Source organism: Fibrobacter sp., assembly GCA_024399065.1.
In the GTDB taxonomy this organism is placed as follows: Bacteria; Fibrobacterota; Fibrobacteria; order Fibrobacterales; family Fibrobacteraceae; genus Fibrobacter.
Window position 1 is genome coordinate 1 of record JAKSIB010000047.1, and the last position, 20,902, is coordinate 20,902.

Below are 20,902 nucleotides of genomic sequence, written 5' to 3' on the forward strand. Positions count from 1 at the left end.
CAGCCTTTTCAGCTTCGATCTTGGCGAGAGCCTTAGGACCGAGCTTTGCCTTCTTAGCCTTAGCAGCCTTCGGAGTGGCAACCTTACCTTCAATGGAACGGCCAGCCTTAGCTTCGTGGAAGAGTTCCATGATGCCAGCCTGCTTGAGGAGGCTACGGACGGTGTCAGACGGCTGTGCACCAGTCATGAGCCACTTGAGAGCCTTTTCCTGATCGAACTTGATTTCAGGATTCTTGGTGTTCGGGTTGTAGAAACCGACCTGTTCGATAAAGCTATCGTCGCGTGCCTTACGGCTGTCGATAACGACTACGCGGTAGATCGGGTTGTGACGCTTACCAAAGCGGGAAAGACGGATAGCGGTTGCCATTTTTGACCTCTTTTTTGCCTCAGACGAGGCTGTTTAAATGTATCCCGGAAACCGGGCTTATTCTGTTTTGATGCCAAATATAACAATTAAATCTTGTCTGTAAAGGACGGCAATGTAAAATTTTTCCGTTGTTTACATATAAACTAACTAAATTTGTATACGGAAAAAGGTTAAAAATGGCGAAATTTGAATAAAATTCGGCGATTTTTGAAAGAACGAGTTGACGTAATCTTTGGAATGTTTGTATTGAGTCTACGTGGTGCATTTCAACGTGTTTTTTTTGTAAGGATTGTTTTTACGATAATTTTGCCACGAAATGAGATGATTTAATCTATTTTTTTACAAAAATGGGGGTCATATGATTGCAAAGCTGATTGCAACAATTTTGTTTATCGCATTTCCATTGTATGCAATAGGTGTATCGGTGTATACATTGGATGAGCAGTTATCATCAGAAAACAATACAACATTAAGATTCAAGGTTGTTAATAATTCCGAAGATACCTTGAATGGGATTGAACTTCGATATCATGTGAAACAGGATTCTGCATCAATTGTTGATCCTGTTATTTATCATATGCCAGGGGGTATGGCCAATTGGGTTTATAATGGTGAAAATTCGGAAACGTTGGTTATTTATTTTCCGAATGTAATTTTAATTCCTGGAGACACGTTGGGCGGGGATGCAGGCTTTGTTCTTGGTTTGTACGCAAAAGATTGGGGGCTTTGGTCTAAAAATGATGACCCCTCGCAGCCTGCGGATAGATATTTCAGATTGACAAAAAATGTGGATGTTGTTTCTAATGGCCGAAAAGTGATGGTTGCTGGCGATAAGGTTAGTGGTTGTCCTGAAATCAAATTTGTTGAGGTAAAGAATAATGAGATTTCGTTGCAAGTAATGCAATGGCAGAAAACTGATGCTAGTACAATAAATATCGCTAGTGCAGGGGGGGACATCGCTGTTGTTGATTTAAAATTTGTCAAGGAGGACTCTCTTGGAAATAAAATTTGGCGTGGTTTTGCAAATGTGCAAGTTAATAACCGTGGTGAATTTTGGGCAGAATGCAAAGGGCATATGATTGCCTATTTTGCATTTGGTTGGAAACCAGAAAATGGACGTGCTGCAGTTGAACAGAACTTATGGGAAACAGATTCAACTTTTGTATATGCCGATTTTGATAGGGGATATAATCAAGGTTTATCTGATGGCCAATATTTATCTCTTTTGAAAGATAATGAAGGCAAATATCTTGATGCTAGGTTGTCCTCTAATTGGAAGTTTTATCGGGCTTGGGAAAATCCCGATGCAAATCCTTTGCCAACAATAATTTCGTCTCCAATCCTTCAATATGAAGAGAATGATATTGATTCTTTGATACTATCATGGAATAAGGTGGAAGGAGCTGATTGGTATCATTTGATTGTAATGAAAGATTCTGTTTATGGAGACACTGTCATCTCGAAATTTACACAAAAAAATGCAGTTAAAGTTGCTGCTCCTGCCGTGGGTAACTATTTTTGGTTTGCAGATCCGCTTGTGGAAGTTGGGAATGATGTATTTGAAGACGGGGTGGATTATTTCGTCGTTGGTGGAGATGATGCGGATTATAACGCAAAGGATTATGATGACAAAATCCCTGTTTTAAGGAAACCTTGGTATAAAAGACTTGGTAGCTGGGCAAAAAAAACAGCAGAAAAGGCTGCTGAATATTTTGCTCCCGTGGTATATGCGATTGTGACGGACAATGTTAACGTTACGTATGCGAAGGACAATTATTTCTTGCACACTAGTCCTCTCGGCATTATTCAAATATTTACTCATGTAGAAACGATTCGTACAAAAGTTGTTCCTGTGGTCAAAAATATGACTTGGTTGAATTACTCTTATAAACAAGAGTATCTTTTCAATTTACCATTGAGTGATAAATGCTTGGGCCAAGATGCGTTCTGTGCTATGAAGGATACTAGGATGATGGTGACGAACTGGGATGGAACGGGGTTCAATTGGAATAATTGGAATAAATTATTTACCAAGAATCAGGACTTTGCTGTGCATAATCGTTGCTGGCTTACTATGGCTCAAATGATCAATCATCATAAGGGTGGTAGTATTTCTACAGATGAAATTCTCTACTATGTGAGGGACGACTTTAGTGATACTTCATATGGAGGTCCCATTGAAACGATTCAGGCGGTTAATCATTCTTTAGGAATGGGTGCTTTAAGCCGAATTGCTTATACTGCAGCAAAGAACACTTTTGCAAGTAGCGGAATTCTTCCTGTAGTTGACGGCTGGTATATGGGACCTCCGCCTCTATCCACGATAGTGAATGAACTTGAGCGTGGAAATGTTATTGGTGTGTCTCAATTGAATGCTGGGCTTAGTGGTGGACATTCTATGGTTTTAAATGGATATAAAATTAAGGTTAACGGTGAAGTTTATATTCATTTGTTGAATGTGGATAACCTAGGCACTTCAGAATGGCGTCGCTATACAAATGTTTCTCTTTTGGGCATTGATGTTGCTGCTTTGACAGTGCTAAATGGTGTTGGAAAACTTGTAGATTTGATTATAAAGGCTGCGTCTGATGAACCTTGGAAAAACTACATAACTGCGGATTTATTCTTTAGCTATTATGTTCCCCCAATAAACGCTAAGGGTATAAGTGCTGACGGTAATGTTTTTATAGATAGAGACAAAGATGGTGTTGTCAATTATGATGAATATCGGTTTGGGACGGATCCCTATAACAGTGATTCAGATGGAGATGGATTAAATGATTCGGTGGAAGTCTATCAGGCGTCGCGTTGCCGTTACGAAATGAAAAAAAATGTTTGGGATGTTGATGGGGACAATCTTAGTGCTCCTGCAGATAGGGATTCGGACGGTGATGGCTTTTGTGATGATCAGGAAAATGGTTATTTGGGTGAAGGCGTTCAAGGCTCGTGTGATAGATTTAATGCGGCTGAATATCCAACCAATCAAGCACCACGGTGTGTTGACATTATTGCACCTTTGGTTGCGAAAGCTCAATTAAGGATGAACGACCGATCTTATTGTGTTGATTTGATGGGTAATCCTTGTATTGTTGCCTCTTATGGGACGGATTTTATTGAAGATTATGGAGTAATTCTTGGTGTGGGTGCAAAAGTGGGGGCGATATACTCGTCAAAATCAGTTTTAATGCGGGATCGCTCTGTTGTTTATGATCAAATCATTACCGGTGGGAGTGTTGTGTCCCAAAGTTCCAATGTGGTTGTTGGCGGTGATAAAATGGAGTCTTCGAAATTTATGTATTTATTTCCATTGATTTTTGAAAAGACTCTCTCTATAGCTGAAAGCTTTGAAGGCAATTTTTCCCATGTCTACTCAAGTGTTGTTAATGCTGGGGAGTCTGTATATTATGATGATCTTTTTGATGCAAAAGCATCGTCCACCGTTTACATGTTTAATTCTAATTCTGAGTTGATTGTCAATGAATCTGGAACAAGATTGGTTGGGGGGATTAGTTTTCAATCAGGATCAAGAATAAATATGACTGATAAAGGCAACATTGAATTGCATGTTGGAGAACGTTTTCAATGGAATGGTGCTATTGTTGATAACGACGTAGTTCATGCCGCTCAGAATATCGTCGTATACTATTATGGAACGGAGACTGCTTATATTCAAACAAATTTTGCAGGAACAATTATCGCTCCAAATGCGAAGGTTGTCGTTGGACAATCTGGCAAGGAATTTTATGGATCTATTCAGGCGAAGGAAATTGTTGTTCATCAGAACACAAAATTTACGTGGGTTCCGTATGTTGCTCCAGAAAAAAAGTCTGTAATAGCTCAGAACGAATCGCCGATGTTTAATAAATTTTTGATTTATTAGGGGGGGAGGATGAAGGTAGTTGTCTTTTGCTTGATTGTTTTTTTGTTGTCTGCTTGTTATGTGGAAGAACCGGGAACGATTTGCAAAGAATATGATTCCTCGGTTACTGTGAGTGTCGTCTTAAACGAATCCGTTGATAGTGTTGCCTATTTCGTAAATGGAGAACGGGTTTGTTTTTCTGCGAATTCCAAGGGTGAGTATATTGAGCAAGGAGTCTTTTGTAAAGAAGAAAACTGTGTTAAGGAGCCCTTACAGGGCGGTTCACGTTGGATTGTTGATTATTGCTCTTTAGGGGCATTGTGTGATAACCTTAATTTGTCCTTGGATGAAATCCATGTTTTGCTCTTTACAGAAAAGGTTGTGGATACGCTACGTTTCGCTAATAGAGATGGCCTAAATCTTGAATTTGGAAAATTTTATCGTGTGTATAGAGTGACAGACTCGGTAGCTGCGAATGTCTTGAATGGAGATTCCTTTGTAAAGGGATCCTGTGAACAAGGAATTTGTGTAACCAATCACAAGAGTACCTTTGGAATGTGCAGAACAATGGAAGTTGATGGCGTTGAAAGGAAAAACGCTTGTACTTCTGCTTGGATTTCTGATTTCCATGAGAATAATCTTTACTAACTCTGCAAGATGTAGCGCGGAGTCGGTGAAATCAAAGTAAATAAACACTTAGGACTTTTATACGAAACTTGAAACTTTAGTTTCTTAGTTGAGTTATCCTCTTTGAGGAAGTCCTTAGTGAGAAAAATCCTCTTTGTGGACGTGCTGGGCCCCTCACGTCTTTACTTCTTCTTTTTGATCTTCGATCCAAAAGCCGGCGGCTCGGCAATGCCAGAGCAAGCTCTGGCGCTGCACTCGCCTTAGTGCTTTTTCTTCTTCTTGTTCTTGTCTTTGGGCGGGGTGTAGTTGGAACCAATCGGGTTGCCGCCGTTTTGCTTGCGGGCGAAGTCTCCCACCTTCTTGAACATTTCCTTCATGGTCTCGTACTGCTTGAGCACGGCGTTCACGCGACCGATCTCGGTGCCGGAGCCCTTGGCGATACGGTCCTTGCGGCTGCCGTTGATGATGCTCGGGTTCTTGCGTTCCTTGGGGGTCATGGAACTGAGGACTGCTTCCACGTAAACCAGTTCCTTTTCGTCGATCTGGTCCATGGGGAGCTTGTTCAGGCCTGGGATGAGGCTCAAAATGCTCTTGATGCTGCCCAGCTTCTTGATGGTGCGCAGCTGGTTCAAAAAGTCGTTTAGGTCGAAGGTGTTGTTCAGGATCTTTTTCTTAAGGTCCTTGGCGTCCTTTTCGTCGATGACCTGCTGTGCACGTTCCACGAGGGAGACCACGTCGCCCATGCCGAGGATTCGGCTGGCCATACGGTCGGGGTGGAACAGGTCGATTTCGTTCAGCTTTTCGCCAACGCCGATGAAGCAGATGGGAACGCCGGTCATCTTCTTGATGGAGAGGGCTGCACCGCCGCGGGTGTCGCCATCCATCTTGGAAAGGCAGACGCCGGTGAACTTGAGGCGCTGCCAGAAGGTTTCGGCAACGTTCACGGCTTCCTGACCGATCATGGCGTCAGCCACAAATAGCACTTCGTCAGGATGGACGGCTTCCTGTGCCTGTTCCAGTTCCTGCATCAATTCTTCGTCGATCTGCAAGCGGCCTGCGGTATCGTAGATCACCAGGTCAAAGCCGTTATCCTTGGCGTACTGGTAGCCGTGCTTGATGATTTCCACAGGATTGCCCTGGCCTTCGTCGTAGACGGGGATGCCGATGGACTTGCCCAGCACCTGCAGCTGCTTGATTGCTGCCGGGCGGTAAACGTCGGCTGCCACCAGCAGGGGCTTGCGCTTCTTCTTGGTGCGCATCCAAAGGGAAATCTTGCCTGCAAAAGTAGTCTTACCGGAACCCTGGAGACCCACCATCATGATGCCCACGGGAGCGGGAGCGGAGAGGTTGATTTCCTTGGTTTCACCACCCATGACGTCTACAAGTTCGTCGTGGATGATCTTCACAATCTGCTGACCCGGGGTCACGGAAGTCAGGACCTCGGAACCGAGAGCCTTTTCCTTGACGGCCTTCACGAAGTCGCGGGTCACATTAAAGTTAACGTCTGCTTCCAAGAAGGCGCGGCGGACCTCGCGAAGGGATTCCGCAACGTTTTCTTCGGTAAGCTTGCCCTGCCCACGCAGGTTCTTGAGGGTATTTTCTAGAGAATCAGTCAGCTGTGAAAACATAGTGGGGGCAAATATAGTAATTATGAATTACGATTTATGAGTTGCGAGAGGGGTGTGGTGCGGTTTTGCGGGAAGTTCACTTGATACAGTTGTGCACGGTTTTTGAATTGCGGCGGCCTTATCCCGTGCTGTAATATTTATATTCTTGATGTTAAAACCGATTTGAATAGGAATATTTATGCACAAATCCTTGAAAACTGCCCTTTGGGCTCTGCCGATGATAGCTTTGGCAAATTGCGCCTCCAGCGAAAATGCCGCTCCCGCTGTTATTTCTACTGCAGGTGGCCCTGCCAGCATGGCTGTGGCATCGGCCAATGCGGCAAGTGTTCCGCCCACCAGTTGCAGCCCCGACGAATTTGAGGAAGTCGGCGGCGCCAACAAGATGACCAACGGCGACATGGAATATGGCGACGGTGGCTGGTACCTGTGGATCAAGGAAGATGGACGCAAGACTGCCAAGGTGGAAAGCAAGATTGGTGTTCCTGGCATTGGCGTGAACTGCACCAACGGCGCCCAGGTCATTGTGACGGAATTGCCGGACCCTTGGTGGGGCCTGCAGCTCCAACCGCCTAAGTTCCTTGCAGACTCCGCTTACTACACTCTGTCCTTTGTGGCTAGAGGTAACATGGCTATGAACGCCGTGGTCCAGGGTGGCCCCGATACGGAATACAAGCAGAAGGAAAGTGCATCCTACGCCTTGACTCCGGAATGGCAGACTTACTCCATGACCTTCCTTGCCGACCAGAAGGGTTACGGCCTGAACAACGTTACTTTCCAGATCGGTATCCAGAAGGGTTGGATGCAGATTGACAACGTGTCCATCGAAAAGCAGGGCGATCTGGACACCACTTGGTATGCTGAAGCGGATACCCGCATTGCAGAGATCCGCCAGACTGATTTCGAAGTGAAGGCAAACCCGGGCGAAGAAGTTTCCGTGAAGCTTGTCCGTCATGATTTCCCCTTCGGTACCGCTCTCGCATTCTACGGTCCGGACAAGGACAGCACCGAAAAGTGGTATAAGGAAGCCGCCAAGAAGTACTTCTGGCACGGCGTGACCGAAAACCAGTTTAAGTGGCCTGAATACGAGAAGAAGGAAGGCAAGCCCCTCCGTGAAGACATGGATCGCTACGTGAAGTTTGCTCAGGAAAACGGCTGGTCCCTTCGCGGTCATGCGCTCTACTGGGCTCATCAGGGTTACGGCTTTGATAAGCACTTCTCCAACCCCAATAAGGCTAGCCAGTGCGAAGACTTCGGCAAGAAGCTGAGGGCCCGCATCAATCGCGACCTGAAGGAATACAAGGGCAAGATTGTGGAATACGATGTGTGGAACGAACCCATCCACGAAATGTACACCACCAACCTTTGCGGCATCAACTATCTGGATAGCGCCTTCATCTGGGCTCACGAGGCAGATCCTGAAGCAGTCCTCTACATCAACGACTACCAGGTGGTGGCCGCCGGTGAAACCGACCGTTACATCAGCCTCATCAAGGGAATGCTGGACCGTAAGGTTCCTGTGATGGGCATCGGCGTGCAGTGCCACTTCGGTACTCGCCCCGTGGTTCCCGCCCTGATTCGCGAACGCTTGGATAAGCTTGCTGCTCTTGGCCTTCCCATCAAGGTGACTGAACTTGACTTTGGCGCTTGGGACAAGGGCCTGACAATTTCCGAAGAAGAACAGGCCAGCGAATACGAAAAGATTCTCCGCACCTTGTTCAGCCATCCTGCTGTAAACGGCATCGTCATGTGGGGATTCTGGGATAACCGTCACTGGGTCCAGAGGGGCGGTATCATCCGTGCCGATGGTTCTGAAAAGCCTGCCGCTACAAAGATTTACGACCTGTGGCACAAGGATTGGACCACCGAAGCCACCGCAACTGCCGATGAAAATGGTATTGCAAAGTTCCGCGGTTTCAAGGGTAAGTATCAGGTTACAATTGATGGTAAAACTTCTGAAACTTACGTGAAGTAAAACCTGTCAATTGTAAAATTATTTTACTGTGATTTAAGTCCGTCTCCGTTGAGAGACGGGCTTTTTTTATTGACTTGTTGCGAACAAAAAAATATATTCAAGGCGAAAAATTTACTGTATACAAAGGGCTTGTTTGGTTTATGAAATTTTTTGGTTATTCTGCTTTGCTCTTGGGCACCTTGTTGGTGGCTTGTTCTGGAACAACCGAGCCGGAAGAAAAAGTAGTTGTTGATGAAAACGGTAATGAAATCAATGCATCTGCTCTTGATGAAATTCTGGTGACGGATTGGGTTGCGGAAGCCTTGAAAGACGACGGCCCTACTAAAAAGGTCTTGCCTGGTGTAGGTCTGCCCGCAGCTGGTTTCTACAAGTCTCTCGAAATACCCGTTCCTACGCCGACAGTAGAAGGTGGTGTCATCCGTTGTACGTTTGACGGTACTGAACCGACCTTGGCATCGGAACCGTTGACTGAACCTAAGACGGTCGAGTCTTCCACCGTAATTCGCTGCACGGAATTCGTTGCTGATACTGCTGCTGCCAAATCCACAGAAACATATCTCATTGATGAGTCTGTGGCTATGCCTGTGGTTGCCGTGACTGTGCCTGATTGGTATTACAAGGAAATTCTCAAGGCTGACCCCTGCAAACCGGATCCTTGCTCTGAAGCAAAGTTCTGGCTGGATACCGCCGTGGCTGCCCACGTGGAATATTTCCCTAACGGAAGTTCTTCTGTTTCCAAGGGTTTTGAAATTGATGCGGAAGCTTCCATTATGGGTGGCTATAGCCGCAATCAGAAGAAGAAGTCTGTTTCCATCAATATGAAGAAAAAGCTCCAAAAGGGCCATTTCAGATATCCGCTTTTTGAAACCCGTGAATATCAGAAAAAGTTCAAGGGCTTTATCCTTCGTAACAACGGAAACCGCTTCGTCAGTGACTATCTGGAAGACGCTATGGGCACAAGCCTTCTTGAAGGAACCCAGGTGGACTACCAGCGCTCCCGTCAGGTAGTGGTTTTCTATAATGGCCATTATTACGGTATCCATGATATGCGTGAAAAGTTGAACGAACATTTCGTGGAAACCAACTACGGTATCGATGCCGAGGCCGTGGACTTTATCAAGCATACTAACAAAACCATCGATGTTAGCGGTGGATCTTCGGATGACTACATCGATCTTTTGAACTTCATCTCGACCAACGACTTGACGGGTGAAAATAATGAAGCCTATAAGAAGATCAAGTCTCGCATGAATATGCAGAGCTTGATGGAATACCTGGCTGCCCAGATTTACTATCATAACGGTGACTGGCCTGACAATAACCTTCGTGCCTGGCGCTCTGGTACCCAGAAGTGGAAGTTTGTTGCTTTTGACCTGGACCACGGCTTTGACTGGGAATGGAGTGTGAAGGGTTTCTCCCAGAGCACTAACATGTTTACATGGCTGAAGACTGGTGGCATTACCACCGGATCTTGCTACAAGAATGCTGACCCTCTCTGCTTCCACAATGTTTATGTGAAGTTGATTGAAAATCCGGAATTCAAGAGGGCTTTCATCAACCGAGCATCCATCATTTACTCCGCATACGTGAATTCCGAGAAGGTTACAGAAGCTGTGGACCGTATGGCCGCTACTATTCCGAAGACAGAATCTACAAGGGATATGGAAAAGTTTGACCGTGATGAACTTTACTACAAGAATTCCTGTGGCAAGGGCTTCTCCGTTACTGGAAGTTGCCTTAAGGAATGGGCTTCGGAAAGAGATCCGAAGGTCCGTGCTGAATTTAAAAAGGAATTTGGCTTAAGCGACGACGTTACGGTTGGCTTCTCCTGGGCTGGCAATGGCAAGATTCTTTTGGATGGTAATCCTCTTCCGGAAAATAACTATGTCGGTACATTCTTTGGTGGAAACCTCATGGAGCTGACTGCTTACGGTGAAGGTAAGTTCCTTGGCTGGGAAGATGGTTCTACCGAAAATCCGCGAATGATCATGCCAGTAAGCGGAACCGTTTATACTGCAGTTTTTGAATGAGTTTTGTAGACAAGTTTGTGCAAAGGTCTGTTGCGGTTGCCGCGGCAGACCTTTTCTTTTATGTTGAAATTTTCTATCTTGCGGCTCGCAAAGAAGGATGATGAATGTTAGGAAAGGTCATTGGATTTTTTAAGCCTGTAAAGTTCAAGAAGAACGGGGACATCCACGATGTTTTGGTGGTTGCCCTTCCCATGCTTTTGTCCATGTCCTTCGATACCTTGATGACGTTTGTGGACCGTCTTTTCCTGAGTAAGCTGGGCCCTGCCGAAATGAATGCGAGCCTGGGGGCCGGCGGCATGAACTTGGTGCTGACCACCTTCTTTACGGGCATGATCAGCTACACTACGGCGATGGTTGCCCAACGTTTTGGAGCCGGCCGAAAGAATGAATGTGCCAGTGTTTTTATGCAGGCAGTGTACCTTTCCATTGCTTGCGTGCCCTTCCTTTACTTGACCATACCTCTGGGACACTTGATCTTTGACCACCAGGGTGTGGCGCCCGACCAGCTGGTGCATCAGAAGACCTACTTCAACATCTTGATGTTCGGTGGGGTAGTTACCCTTATTCGAAACGCGGCGCCCTGCTTCTTCAGTGGCATTGGCGAGACCAAGATCATCATGAAGGCAGCCTTCGTGGGCATGCTGGTAAACATTGTCTGCAATTATTTCTTGATTTTTGGTGTTGGGCCTTTCCCGCGCCTTGGCGTTGCTGGCGCCGCCTACGGTACCGTTATCGGAAACATTGTCTCCACGGCAATGCTCTTTGCGGTCTACTTCAACAAGAAAAATCACAAGCGCTTTGCGACCCGCAGCAACCTGAAGTTGAACTTTGGGCAAATCAGGGAATTGCTGAGCCGCGGCCTTCCTTCCGGCGTGGAAATGTTTTTGAACATGGCCGCCTTCCAGCTGATGATCCTTATCTTCCACGGTCTTGGTCCCGAAATGGCTACGGCGGCTTCCGTCATGTTCAACTGGGACATGGTGGCCTATGTTCCCCTGATGGGTCTTGAGGTGGCGTCTACCAGTCTGGTGGGACGTTACGTCGGTGCAAAGCAGGCTGCAGCAGCGAACCGCTCCACACTTTCCGGCCTTAAGGTGGGGTGGGCCTATTCTCTGATGATAGGCGTTCTTTTGGTGTTCCTGCCGGGTGTCCTGACGGATATCTTTAGGCCCGAGGCGGGTGCGTCCGCGGAGGCTTTGGCTATTTTTGAGGCTGCTCGCCCCATGAGCATTTTCATGTTGCGATTCGCCACTATCTACATCTTTGTGGAAGTATTACTGGTAATCTACTGCGGAGCTCTGCGTGGTGCCGGCGATACGGTGTGGGTCATGATTGCCTGTGGCATTATGAACTGGTTCAATACTGTCGCCCTCTATGTGGCAACGCATATTTTTAACGTTCCGGGTCACTATGCCTGGATTATTGTGGTGGGGGTTTACGGAACCGCTCCGCTGATTTTCTGGCGCCGTTGGAAGAACGGCAAGTGGCGCCGCCACGTGCTGGACGCCGAGTAATCGGCTTTTGAAAAATGAATAAAAAAAGAAAAACGCCCTTTTGACGGGGCGTTTCTTTTTTGAAAGTCTTTGTTTTTACGGAAGAGCCTTGGCGATCTTTGCTGCCAGCTCCGCATTGTTCAGACGCAGGTGCTTCTGGGCTTCTACGCTTTCGGCGCCCATCTGGTTTTTGACGCTACGGAGCAGGTAAGGAGTGATGGCCTTTCCCTTGATGTCGTCCCACACAGCTTCCTTCACGGCCTTTTCGATGGCGCGGTTCATTTCGTTGGCGTTCACGGCGTACTTTTCCGGAATGGGGTTGGTGACCAGGAGGCCTCCTTCCAACTTCAGAGCCATCTTGGCGTCGAAGGCGCGGGCGATGGTTTCAACATCGTCGGCGCGGTAATCCACGTTGAAGTCGCTTTCGCGGGCCATGTAGGCGGGGAGCTTGTCGGTGCCGTAGCCAATGACAGGAATGCTCTTGGTTTCAAGATATTCCAGGGTCAGACCCAAATCCAGGATGGACTTGGCTCCGGAACAGACGCAGACCACGTTGCTTACGGCCAGCTCTTCCAGGTCGGCGGAGATGTCCATGGATGTTTCTGCACCGCGGTGCACGCCACCGATTCCGCCTCCGGCAACCACCTTGATTCCCACCAGGTCTGCAATAAGCATGGTGGCGGCGATGGTCATGATGGCGTCCTTCTTCTGGGCGATGAGCATGGGAATGTCTCGGCGGGAAGCCTTGATCAGCTTGCCTTGCTTCTTGGCGAATTCCTCGATTTCTTCATCGGAAAGGCCAACCTTGATACGGCCGTCCTTGATGACGATGTGGGCGGGAATGGCTCCCTGTTCGCGAACCCTGTTGGCCAGGGTCTGGATGGTGTCACGATTCTCGGGGTAGGGGATTCCGTCAAATGCACCGGCTGATTCCAGGGCGACGATTGCTGAACCGTCTTCAAGGGCTTTACGGGCGTCTGGTTCGAAATCGATGTATTTAAGCATAAAAATCTCCTTTTTTTTCGCATTTCAAAGATAGCAAAAATGCCGTATCGCTTGCCTTTTCCTATATTTACGCTCGTTAAAACTTTAATACTACTCAAAAGAGGTTCAATATCATGGGTATGAATTACTTCAATACACTTCCGCTGCGTCGTCAGCTCGAAGAACTTGGCCACTGCCGTTTCATGGAAGCATCTGAATTTGCCAATGGCACCGATGCTCTCAAGGGCAAGAAGATTGTTTTCGTTGGTTGCGGTGCTCAGGGCCTTCATCAGGGTCTCTGCCTCCGTGCTAGCGGTCTCGACGTTTCCTACGCTCTCCGTAAGGAAGCTATCGAAACCAAGCGCAAGTCCTACTTGAACGCTACCGAAAACGGCTTCACCGTTGGTACTTTTGAAGAACTCATCCCGCAGGCTGACCTGGTTTGCAACCTCACACCGGATAAGCAGCACCACAACGTGATCCCCACCCTCATGCCGCTCATGAAGAAGGGTGCAGCTCTCTCCTACAGCCATGGCTTCAACATCGTTGAAGAAGGTCAGGAAATCCGTAAGGACATCACCGTGATCATGGTTGCTCCGAAGGGCCCGGGTTCCGAAGTTTGGACCGAATACCAGCGTGGTTTCGGTATGCCGAGCTTGATCGCCGTTCATCCGGACAACGACCCCGAAGGTAAGGGCTGGGACTATGCCAAGGCTTACGCTGTTGGCCTCCATGCAAACCGTCCGGGCGTTCTCGAAAGTGCTTTCGTTGCAGAAGTTAAGTCTGACCTCATGGGCGAACAGACCATCCTCTGCGGTATGCTCCAGACCGGCACCATCCTCTGCTACGACAAGATGGTCAAGGAATTCGGTGTAGAACCGGCATACGCAGTCAAGCTCATCCAGTACGGCTGGGAAACCATTTGCGAAGCCCTCAAGCACGGCGGCATCACCAACATGATGGACCGTCTCTCCAACCCGGCTAAGATCCGCGCAACCGAACTGGCTGAAAAGATGAAGAAGATCATGCGTCCTCTCTATCAGCAGCATCAGGACAACATCATCTCCGGCAAGTTCTCCTCTACCATGATGGTGGACTGGGAAGCTGGTGACAAGGACCTCCTGGCATGGCGCGCTGCTACCGGCGAACTGGAATTCGAAAAGGTTGCTGCTACCGACAAGGCTATCAGCGAACAGGAATACTTCGACCGCGCAACTCTCATGGTCGCTATGATCAAGGCTGGCGTGGAACTGGCATTCGAAACCATGTGCTCCGTCGGCATCAAGCCCATGAGCGCCTACTACGAATCCCTCCACGAAACTCCGCTCATCGCAAACCTCATTGCTCGTAAGAAGCTCTACGAAATGAACCGCGTTATCTCCGATACCGCTGAATACGGTTGCTACCTCTTCGCAAACGCTTGTGTGCCTCTGCTGAAGGACTTCATGGCAACTGAAATCACCAAGGAAGATATCGGCGCTATCTACGGCGAAGGCAAGACCACTGCAGTTGATAACGAACAGCTCATCAAGGTCAACGCCAACATCCGTAAGCACCCGGTTGAAGAAATCGGTGCATGGCTCCGTGCCCGCATGACCGGTATGTCTGAAGCTCTCAAGGGCGCAGACGTCGCTATCTATCACTAAGTTTAACGCTTAGTTGAAAGCTTTAAAAGGTCGGTTCCCTAGGGAATCGGCCTTTTTTGTTTGCTTCTCTCAACCCGTCTTCCAACTTGGAATATAGTTGTGTACACTAATTGTACAGAAAATGGAAAAAGGCCCTCCAATTAATATATGTTACTAGAGTGTAAGGATAATTGGGTGGTTTTATGGTAGACTTCCAACAAATTGCTGAATCATTTGAACCCGCGATTGTGAATCGTGAGTTCTCTGTGTATTTCCAGCCACAGTACAATCACTCCACTGGAGCTTTGATTGGTTCTGAAGCCCTGGTCCGTTGGATTTCTCCCAAGTACGGATTTATTTCCCCGGCCGATTTTATTCCCGCTCTTGAAGAGATGGGCGTTATTCCTACTCTGGACTTGTACGTTTTTGAAGAAGTTTGCAGGTTCCTCCGCAAGTGCATTGATGAGGGGAAGTCCCTTGCCCGCATTTCGGTGAACATGTCCCGCAACGACATCCTTTGTGAAGACTACATCGAACGTCTTGAAAAACTTCGCGTAAAGTATGATGTCCCCACAAAGTTGATTCATGTAGAATTGACGGAAACTGCCGCCGTTGCAGGTCCTAACGTTGTTATTAACGCCATCAGAAAGCTCCATGACCTGGGCTATACCGTGGAAATGGATGACTTCGGCAGTGGCTACTCCTCCTTGAATGTGCTGAAGGATATTGATTTCGATGTCCTGAAGCTGGACTTGAAATTTATCGGCGGCGCCATCGGCAGTGAACGTGGCGGCACCATATTGAGCTCCGTTGTCCGTATGGCCAAGTGGCTCAAGCTTCCGGTGATTGCTGAAGGCGTGGAAACAATTGAACAGGCTGACTTCCTGAAGAGTGTGGGCTGCGACTACATCCAGGGTTACCTTTATTCCAAGCCGATTCCGGCAGAAGAATACGAAAAACTGCTGAGCGGGAAGACCATCGGTTCCATCGTTCCCCAGATGAATATCGACCAGTTTGTAGATGCGGGCAAGTTCTGGAATCCGGCTTCCATGGAAACCTTGATTTTCAGTAACTTTGTGGGCGCCGCTTCCATCGTTGAAGTGGGCAATGATTTTGAAACTCTGGATATCCTCCGCGTGAACCAGAAGTACGTTCGGGAACTGGGAATGAATTTGTCCGAAAGCGAAATCATTTCCTTCAAGCCCTACGATACATTGGAAGGCGAATCCAAGAGGATTTACAGGGAAACCCTTAGGAAGGTTGTGGCCACCCGCGAAGAACAGGAATGCGAAACCTGGCGCATCATCAAGTCTGAATGCTGTGGCACGGAACGCATCTGCATCCGCAGTTCTATCCAGATTATTGGCGAAAGCAAGGTGAGCCGCCTGTTCTATGTGATGGTTCGGAACATCACTGTAGAAAAGAACGCCCTTGATACCATGCGGGATAGCGAACGCCGTTTCAAGGCCGCCAGCGAACAGGCTAACATTTACTACTGGGAATACTCGATTGCCACGAAGGAAATGCGTCCCTGTTTCCGCTGCCAGCGTGACCTGGGCTTGCCGCCCCTTGTCCGGAATTATCCGGAACCTTTGATCGAGAACGGGACTTTCCCGGAAGATTTTGCAGATATGTACCGCGACATCATGCACCAGATCGATGGGGGAGCCAAGCGTCTGGAAGCCATAATTCCTTTGACCAAGGAAAGGGTCCCTTACCATGTCCGTTACACCACGGAATTCGATGAAAACGGTAACCCGATCAAGGCTTACGGATCAGCCACCAAGGTGGTGGACAAGTGATTTTTCATAACGTGTAAAGCACCTTTTTCCTATAGGCACAATCTTCTCCAGATTGTGTCTATTTTTTTTACTTGGACCCTAGGGGAGGGAACACCATTTTTTTATTTTTTGTCCGATAAATTTTTCGTACATGAGGCGAGTATGTTCAAAGTTGGTTTTGATAACGACGCGTACCTGAGAACGCAGTCCGAGAAGATTGCCGAACGTATTGCAAAGTTCGGCGGAAAGCTTTACCTTGAATTCGGCGGCAAGCTGTTTGATGACCACCACGCAAGCCGCGTTTTGCCGGGCTTCGCACCGGACTCCAAGATCCGCATGCTTGAAAAGCTGAAGGACAAGGCTGAAGTCATTATTGCTGTTAACGCAAACGATATCGAAAAGAACAAGGTCCGCGGCGACCTGGGCATTACCTATGACCAGGACGTTCTCCGCTTGATCGACGCCTTCCGCGGTTACGGCCTCTATGTGAGCAGCGTTGTGCTGACTCGTTGGCAGGACCAGCCCAGTGCTCTTGCTTACCAGAAGAAGCTTGAAGGCCTCGGCCTCAAGGTCTATCGCCATTACCCCATTGCAGGCTACCCCAACAACATTCCTCTGGTAGTGAGCGACGACGGTTACGGCAAGAATCAGTTTGTGGAAACTACCCGCGAACTGGTTGTGGTTACCGCTCCGGGTCCGGGAAGTGGAAAGATGGCTGTGTGCCTTTCCCAGATTTATCACGAAAATACCCGCGGCGTCAAGGCCGGCTATGCTAAGTTCGAAACCTTCCCGATTTGGAACATTCCTCTGAAGCACCCGGTGAACCTGGCTTACGAAGCTGCAACTGCAGACTTGAACGATGTGAACATGATCGACCCGTTCCATCTGGAAGCCTACGGCAAGACCACCATCAACTACAACCGCGACGTTGAAGTGTTCCCGGTTCTGAATGCATTGTTCACCCGCATCCTTGGCGAATCTCCGTACAAGAGCCCCACCGACATGGGCGTGAATATGGCTGGCAACTGCATCGTCGATGACGAAGCTGTTAGCGAAGCTGCAAAGCAGGAAATCATCCGCCGCTACTTCAACACCCTTTGCGACGTCCGTAAGGGCAACGCTGACAAGGACCAGGTTTACAAGCAGCAGCTCGTGATGGAACAGGCTCACATCAGCGTTGAAGACCGCCCGGTTGTTGCCGCAGCAGTCAAGCGCTCTGAAGAAACCAATGGTCCTGCAGTTGCTATTGAATTGCAGGACGGTGCAATCATCGCTGCAAAGACGTCCTCTTTGCTTGGAGCTTCTTCCGCAATGCTCCTGGATGCTCTCAAGCACTTGGCTGGCATTCCGGATGAAGTCCGCTTGCTGTCTCCCATGGTCATTGAACCCATTCAGAACTTGAAGACCAAGCAGCTGGGCCATACCAATCCCCGCCTCCACATGGACGAAGTGCTGGTGGCTCTCTCTGTTTGCGCCCTCACGGATTACAACGCAAAGATCGCCCTGGAAAAGCTTCCGGAACTCCGTCACTGCGATGTTCACTCCAGCGTGATCCTGTCCCAGGTTGACGTGGGCGTGTTCCGCCGTCTCGGTGTGAACTTGACTTCTGAACCGAATTATCAGACTAGCAAATTATATCATACTTAAAAGCTGTGGCTTACCGTCGCACTACGGCGTTAAAAAAGACTGGCTTTAAAGCCGGTCTTTTTTTTGTTTTGAAAATTACGGAAAAAAACACCTCGCATAGGCGAGGTGTTTTTCAAAGCTTCTTAAGTAAGATTGATTACTTCTTGGAAGATTTCGGCGGATGGGCAGCAATCTTCTTTACGCCCTTTGCCTTGTCTGCAGCCTTGGCAGCCTTTTCTGCTTCGAGAGCTTCCTTTTCGGCAGCTTCGAATGCGGCCTGCATGTCTTCAAGAGCGCCAACCGGATCTTCTTCGATGATTTCGGAAGCTTCGTCAACCATTTCGGCGAATTCGTCGTACCAGTCTGCGAAGATTTCGATTTCGAGGTGGTCAACACCCGGAACGGTCAGACGGACGCCGCAGCTTTCGCCGACGCGGTCCATGAACTTTACCATTTCCGGCTTGAGGAGGGTGAGGTCGAGACCGTCCAGGTCTTCCGGTTCCAGCCAGATGCCGTCTTCGTCATCTTCTTCAACCTTGGCCTTCTTGGACTTCTTGTCTTCCTTGCAGCCGCACTTGCAGTCGTCACCGCAGCAGCAACAGCAGCTGGGATCTGCACCGTTCATGGCGAGGTATTCTTCGTCATCGATGCCGCTGTCATAGTAGAATTCGTCGTCTTCGAGGTAGAGGGTTTCAACAAAGATGCTCTTTGCACCGAGGGATTTTGCTGCAACAATGAATTCCTTGAGGTCGCCACCGAAATAGCGGGTAGCTTCCACTTCTTCGTTCAAGGTCTGAACGGGGATGGGGAGGAGCTTCTGCTTGCTGATGTAAGCGCAGACTTCGTCATAGACGGACTTCTGAACCTTTGCGTTCTTTGCCATAATAAATCTCCTTGGAATAGTGGTTAGTATGCAGTGGTTAGTATGCAGTGGTTAGTAAACAGGAATTAGTATGTAGTGGTTTGTAAACAATGGTTAGTAAACAAGAATTGTGGGAGAAGATTTTCTCTATACCACTAACCACTAATCACTAATCACTAATCACTAATCACTAATCACTAGCCACTAGCCACTAATCACTTATTAAACGTGATACTTCTTGAGGCTTTCTGCCTTTTCGTTGATGAGCTTCATGATGCGTTCCACGGCTTCTTCACCGCGGGCGGTATCCTTGACGCTGGTCATGGGCTGGAACAACGGGCTGTTGAACATGGTGCCCAGAGGAATGGGGTTCTTGCGGCAGAAGGTAGCTTCTACGTAGTCGCGTGCTGCGGCCTGCAAGTCCTTGGCCTTGGAAGCGTCGCCTGCAACGAAAGCCTTGTACAGGTCAGAGAAAATCTTTGCAGCTTCCGGAATGTTGCCGGTAGCAGTGATGAGGCCCTGGCCACCCATTTCCAACATGTCGATGAAGAAACCGTCTTCGCCGGAAAGGACAGCGAAGTCGTTGTTCTTGGTTTCCTTGATGACGCGGAGTGTGTCTTCGTGGAACTTTTCACCGATGCGGAAATCCACTGCCTGCTTCAGACCGATGATGTTCTTGTCCTGGGACAGGGAAATCAAGGTGTCGGGGTGAACGTAGCTTGCGGTACGGCCCGGAACATTGTAGATAATGATCTTGGCGCCAGTTTCTTCGCTCAAGGTCTTGAAATGCTTTTCGATGCCTTCCTGGGACGGGTTGTTGTAGTAACCGGTCACGCAGAGCATGGGAACTTCAGCAATCTTCAGGATTTCCTGAATCATTTCCACAGATTCACGGGTGCAGTTGGAACCTGCGCCTGCGATGACAGGAACGCGACCATCAACGTAGTCCAAGGTGAACTTGATGATGTCGAGGTGCTGTCTGTGAGTGACGGTTGCGCTCTGACCGGTGGTGCCAACCGGGAGAATGCCGGAGACGCCAGAGGCGATAAGGTCGTCAATCATCTTTTCCATCTTCTTGTAGTCGATGGAGTTGTTGAGGTTCTTGGGATCATCGTTCATCAGCGGGGTGAACAATGCGGGAAAAACACCAGTAAGTTGAGAAGCTTTAGTAATTTGCATGCCTTAAAAATAGCTAAAAAAAGGAAAAACGGGCAGATATAACCATTAAATAACCTCTAATAATTCCTTTTTTTTCCAATGATTGGAATTTCACGGAGTAATCCCAGAACCGGCAGATTACAAACAACGTAACGATAAAATGTGTTTTTTAGGATATAATGAACTTATTACTTGGCATAAAGGCCTTTTTTCGTCCAGGTATGTTTAGGAAAACTTACGATTTTTACTAGATTAGAGCCGTTAAAACTTTAAAATAGGAACCCTTATGGAAAACATTACTCAGATTTGGAAGAAAATCCAGTCCCCCGAATTCAACCCCGCTACCGACATGGGCCTTGTTGAACAGGTCAAGCAGGTGGCTCTCACCTCCCAGGAACCGGCTAAGGTTAGCTTCGGTACCTCTGGCTGGCGTGGCGAAATCGGTTCTGAATTCACCCTCCGTAATCTGCAGGTTGTTGGCGCAGCCATCGTTCGCCTCTACAAGGAAGCCGACGCTGCTATGTTCGAAGCTCTCGGCGTGAAGGACTTCGCTGACCTCCAGAAGCGTGGCGTGGTCGTCGGCCACGACAACCGTCTCCTCGGTCATGAATTCTGCGAAGCTGTGGCTGACCAGTTTGCCAAGGCTGGCGTTAAGGTTTACTACGGCAATGAAATGCCGACCCCGGAATTCTCCGCATGTATCGAAATGCTTGGTGCTGCTTGCTCCATCAACATGACCCCGAGCCACAACCCGAGCCACTACAACGGCATCAAGTTCAACCCGGCTGACGGCGGTCCTGCAGGTCCGGAAATCACCAACGTGATTACCAAGCTCTCCAACGAAATGATGGCTACCTGGAAGTTTGAACCGGTATCCAAGGTTGACTGGG

General features: G+C 48.2%; 13 protein-coding genes and 1 pseudogene. 9 read left to right on the forward strand and 5 right to left on the reverse strand.

Going from position 1 to position 20,902, the window contains the following annotated elements; genetic code table 11:
• Positions 1 to 97 precede the first annotated feature (97 nt).
• Positions 98 to 367: pseudogene (gene rpsP, locus MJZ25_14885) on the reverse strand (30S ribosomal protein S16).
• Between the two features lie 358 nt (positions 368 to 725).
• On the opposite strand from rpsP, the gene MJZ25_14890 reads away from it, so the two are divergent.
• Both MJZ25_14890 and MJZ25_14895 read left to right on the forward strand, forming a co-directional pair.
• On the forward strand, positions 726 to 4,247 hold the full coding sequence (locus MJZ25_14890; protein ID MCQ2125462.1) for a hypothetical protein: 3,522 nt from the start codon (positions 726 to 728) through the stop codon (positions 4,245 to 4,247).
• 9 nt (positions 4,248 to 4,256) lie between these two features.
• Positions 4,257 to 4,874 (forward strand): hypothetical protein, encoded by a 618-nt coding sequence (locus MJZ25_14895; protein MCQ2125463.1) that lies wholly within the window; start codon positions 4,257 to 4,259, stop codon positions 4,872 to 4,874.
• Between the two features lie 239 nt (positions 4,875 to 5,113).
• On the opposite strand, the gene ffh is transcribed toward MJZ25_14895, so the two are convergent.
• Positions 5,114 to 6,481, reverse strand: coding sequence for a signal recognition particle protein (ffh, locus tag MJZ25_14900; protein ID MCQ2125464.1), 1,368 nt, complete (start codon positions 6,479 to 6,481; stop codon positions 5,114 to 5,116).
• A gap of 178 nt (positions 6,482 to 6,659) precedes the next feature.
• Here ffh and MJZ25_14905 point away from each other — a divergent pair, with 178 nt between their 5' ends.
• From MJZ25_14905 to MJZ25_14915, 3 genes are all read left to right on the forward strand, one after another.
• The gene (locus tag MJZ25_14905; protein MCQ2125465.1) at positions 6,660 to 8,453 is read left to right on the forward strand and encodes an endo-1,4-beta-xylanase; all 1,794 of its coding nucleotides are present in this window, start codon (positions 6,660 to 6,662) and stop codon (positions 8,451 to 8,453) included.
• 140 nt (positions 8,454 to 8,593) lie between these two features.
• Positions 8,594 to 10,483, forward strand: coding sequence for a CotH kinase family protein (locus MJZ25_14910; GenBank protein MCQ2125466.1), 1,890 nt, complete (start codon positions 8,594 to 8,596; stop codon positions 10,481 to 10,483).
• Positions 10,484 to 10,587: 104 nt separating this feature from the next.
• Positions 10,588 to 11,997, forward strand: a complete 1,410-nt coding sequence (locus MJZ25_14915) for an MATE family efflux transporter (GenBank protein ID MCQ2125467.1) — start codon at positions 10,588 to 10,590, stop codon at positions 11,995 to 11,997.
• 75 nt (positions 11,998 to 12,072) lie between these two features.
• On the opposite strand, the gene MJZ25_14920 is transcribed toward MJZ25_14915, so the two are convergent.
• The gene (locus MJZ25_14920; GenBank protein MCQ2125468.1) at positions 12,073 to 12,981 is read right to left on the reverse strand and encodes a pseudouridine-5'-phosphate glycosidase; all 909 of its coding nucleotides are present in this window, start codon (positions 12,979 to 12,981) and stop codon (positions 12,073 to 12,075) included.
• Between the two features lie 119 nt (positions 12,982 to 13,100).
• Between MJZ25_14920 and ilvC the strand changes: the two genes are divergently transcribed.
• From ilvC to MJZ25_14935, 3 genes are all read left to right on the forward strand, one after another.
• Entirely contained in the window at positions 13,101 to 14,606 is a 1,506-nt protein-coding gene (ilvC, locus tag MJZ25_14925) for a ketol-acid reductoisomerase (GenBank protein MCQ2125469.1), read from the forward strand.
• 182 nt (positions 14,607 to 14,788) lie between these two features.
• Positions 14,789 to 16,387 (forward strand): EAL domain-containing protein, encoded by a 1,599-nt coding sequence (locus tag MJZ25_14930; protein MCQ2125470.1) that lies wholly within the window; start codon positions 14,789 to 14,791, stop codon positions 16,385 to 16,387.
• Between the two features lie 141 nt (positions 16,388 to 16,528).
• The gene (locus MJZ25_14935; GenBank protein MCQ2125471.1) at positions 16,529 to 18,013 is read left to right on the forward strand and encodes a DUF1846 domain-containing protein; all 1,485 of its coding nucleotides are present in this window, start codon (positions 16,529 to 16,531) and stop codon (positions 18,011 to 18,013) included.
• Positions 18,014 to 18,149: 136 nt separating this feature from the next.
• On the opposite strand, the gene MJZ25_14940 is transcribed toward MJZ25_14935, so the two are convergent.
• Both MJZ25_14940 and dapA read right to left on the reverse strand, forming a co-directional pair.
• Positions 18,150 to 18,875 (reverse strand): hypothetical protein, encoded by a 726-nt coding sequence (locus MJZ25_14940; protein MCQ2125472.1) that lies wholly within the window; start codon positions 18,873 to 18,875, stop codon positions 18,150 to 18,152.
• Positions 18,876 to 19,076: 201 nt separating this feature from the next.
• Complete coding sequence (gene dapA / locus MJZ25_14945) at positions 19,077 to 20,033, reverse strand: 4-hydroxy-tetrahydrodipicolinate synthase (GenBank protein MCQ2125473.1); 957 nt, start codon at positions 20,031 to 20,033, stop codon at positions 19,077 to 19,079.
• Between the two features lie 265 nt (positions 20,034 to 20,298).
• Between dapA and MJZ25_14950 the strand changes: the two genes are divergently transcribed.
• Positions 20,299 to 20,902 (forward strand): phosphomannomutase (locus tag MJZ25_14950; GenBank protein MCQ2125474.1); only part of this gene is annotated, 604 nt, incomplete at its 3' end.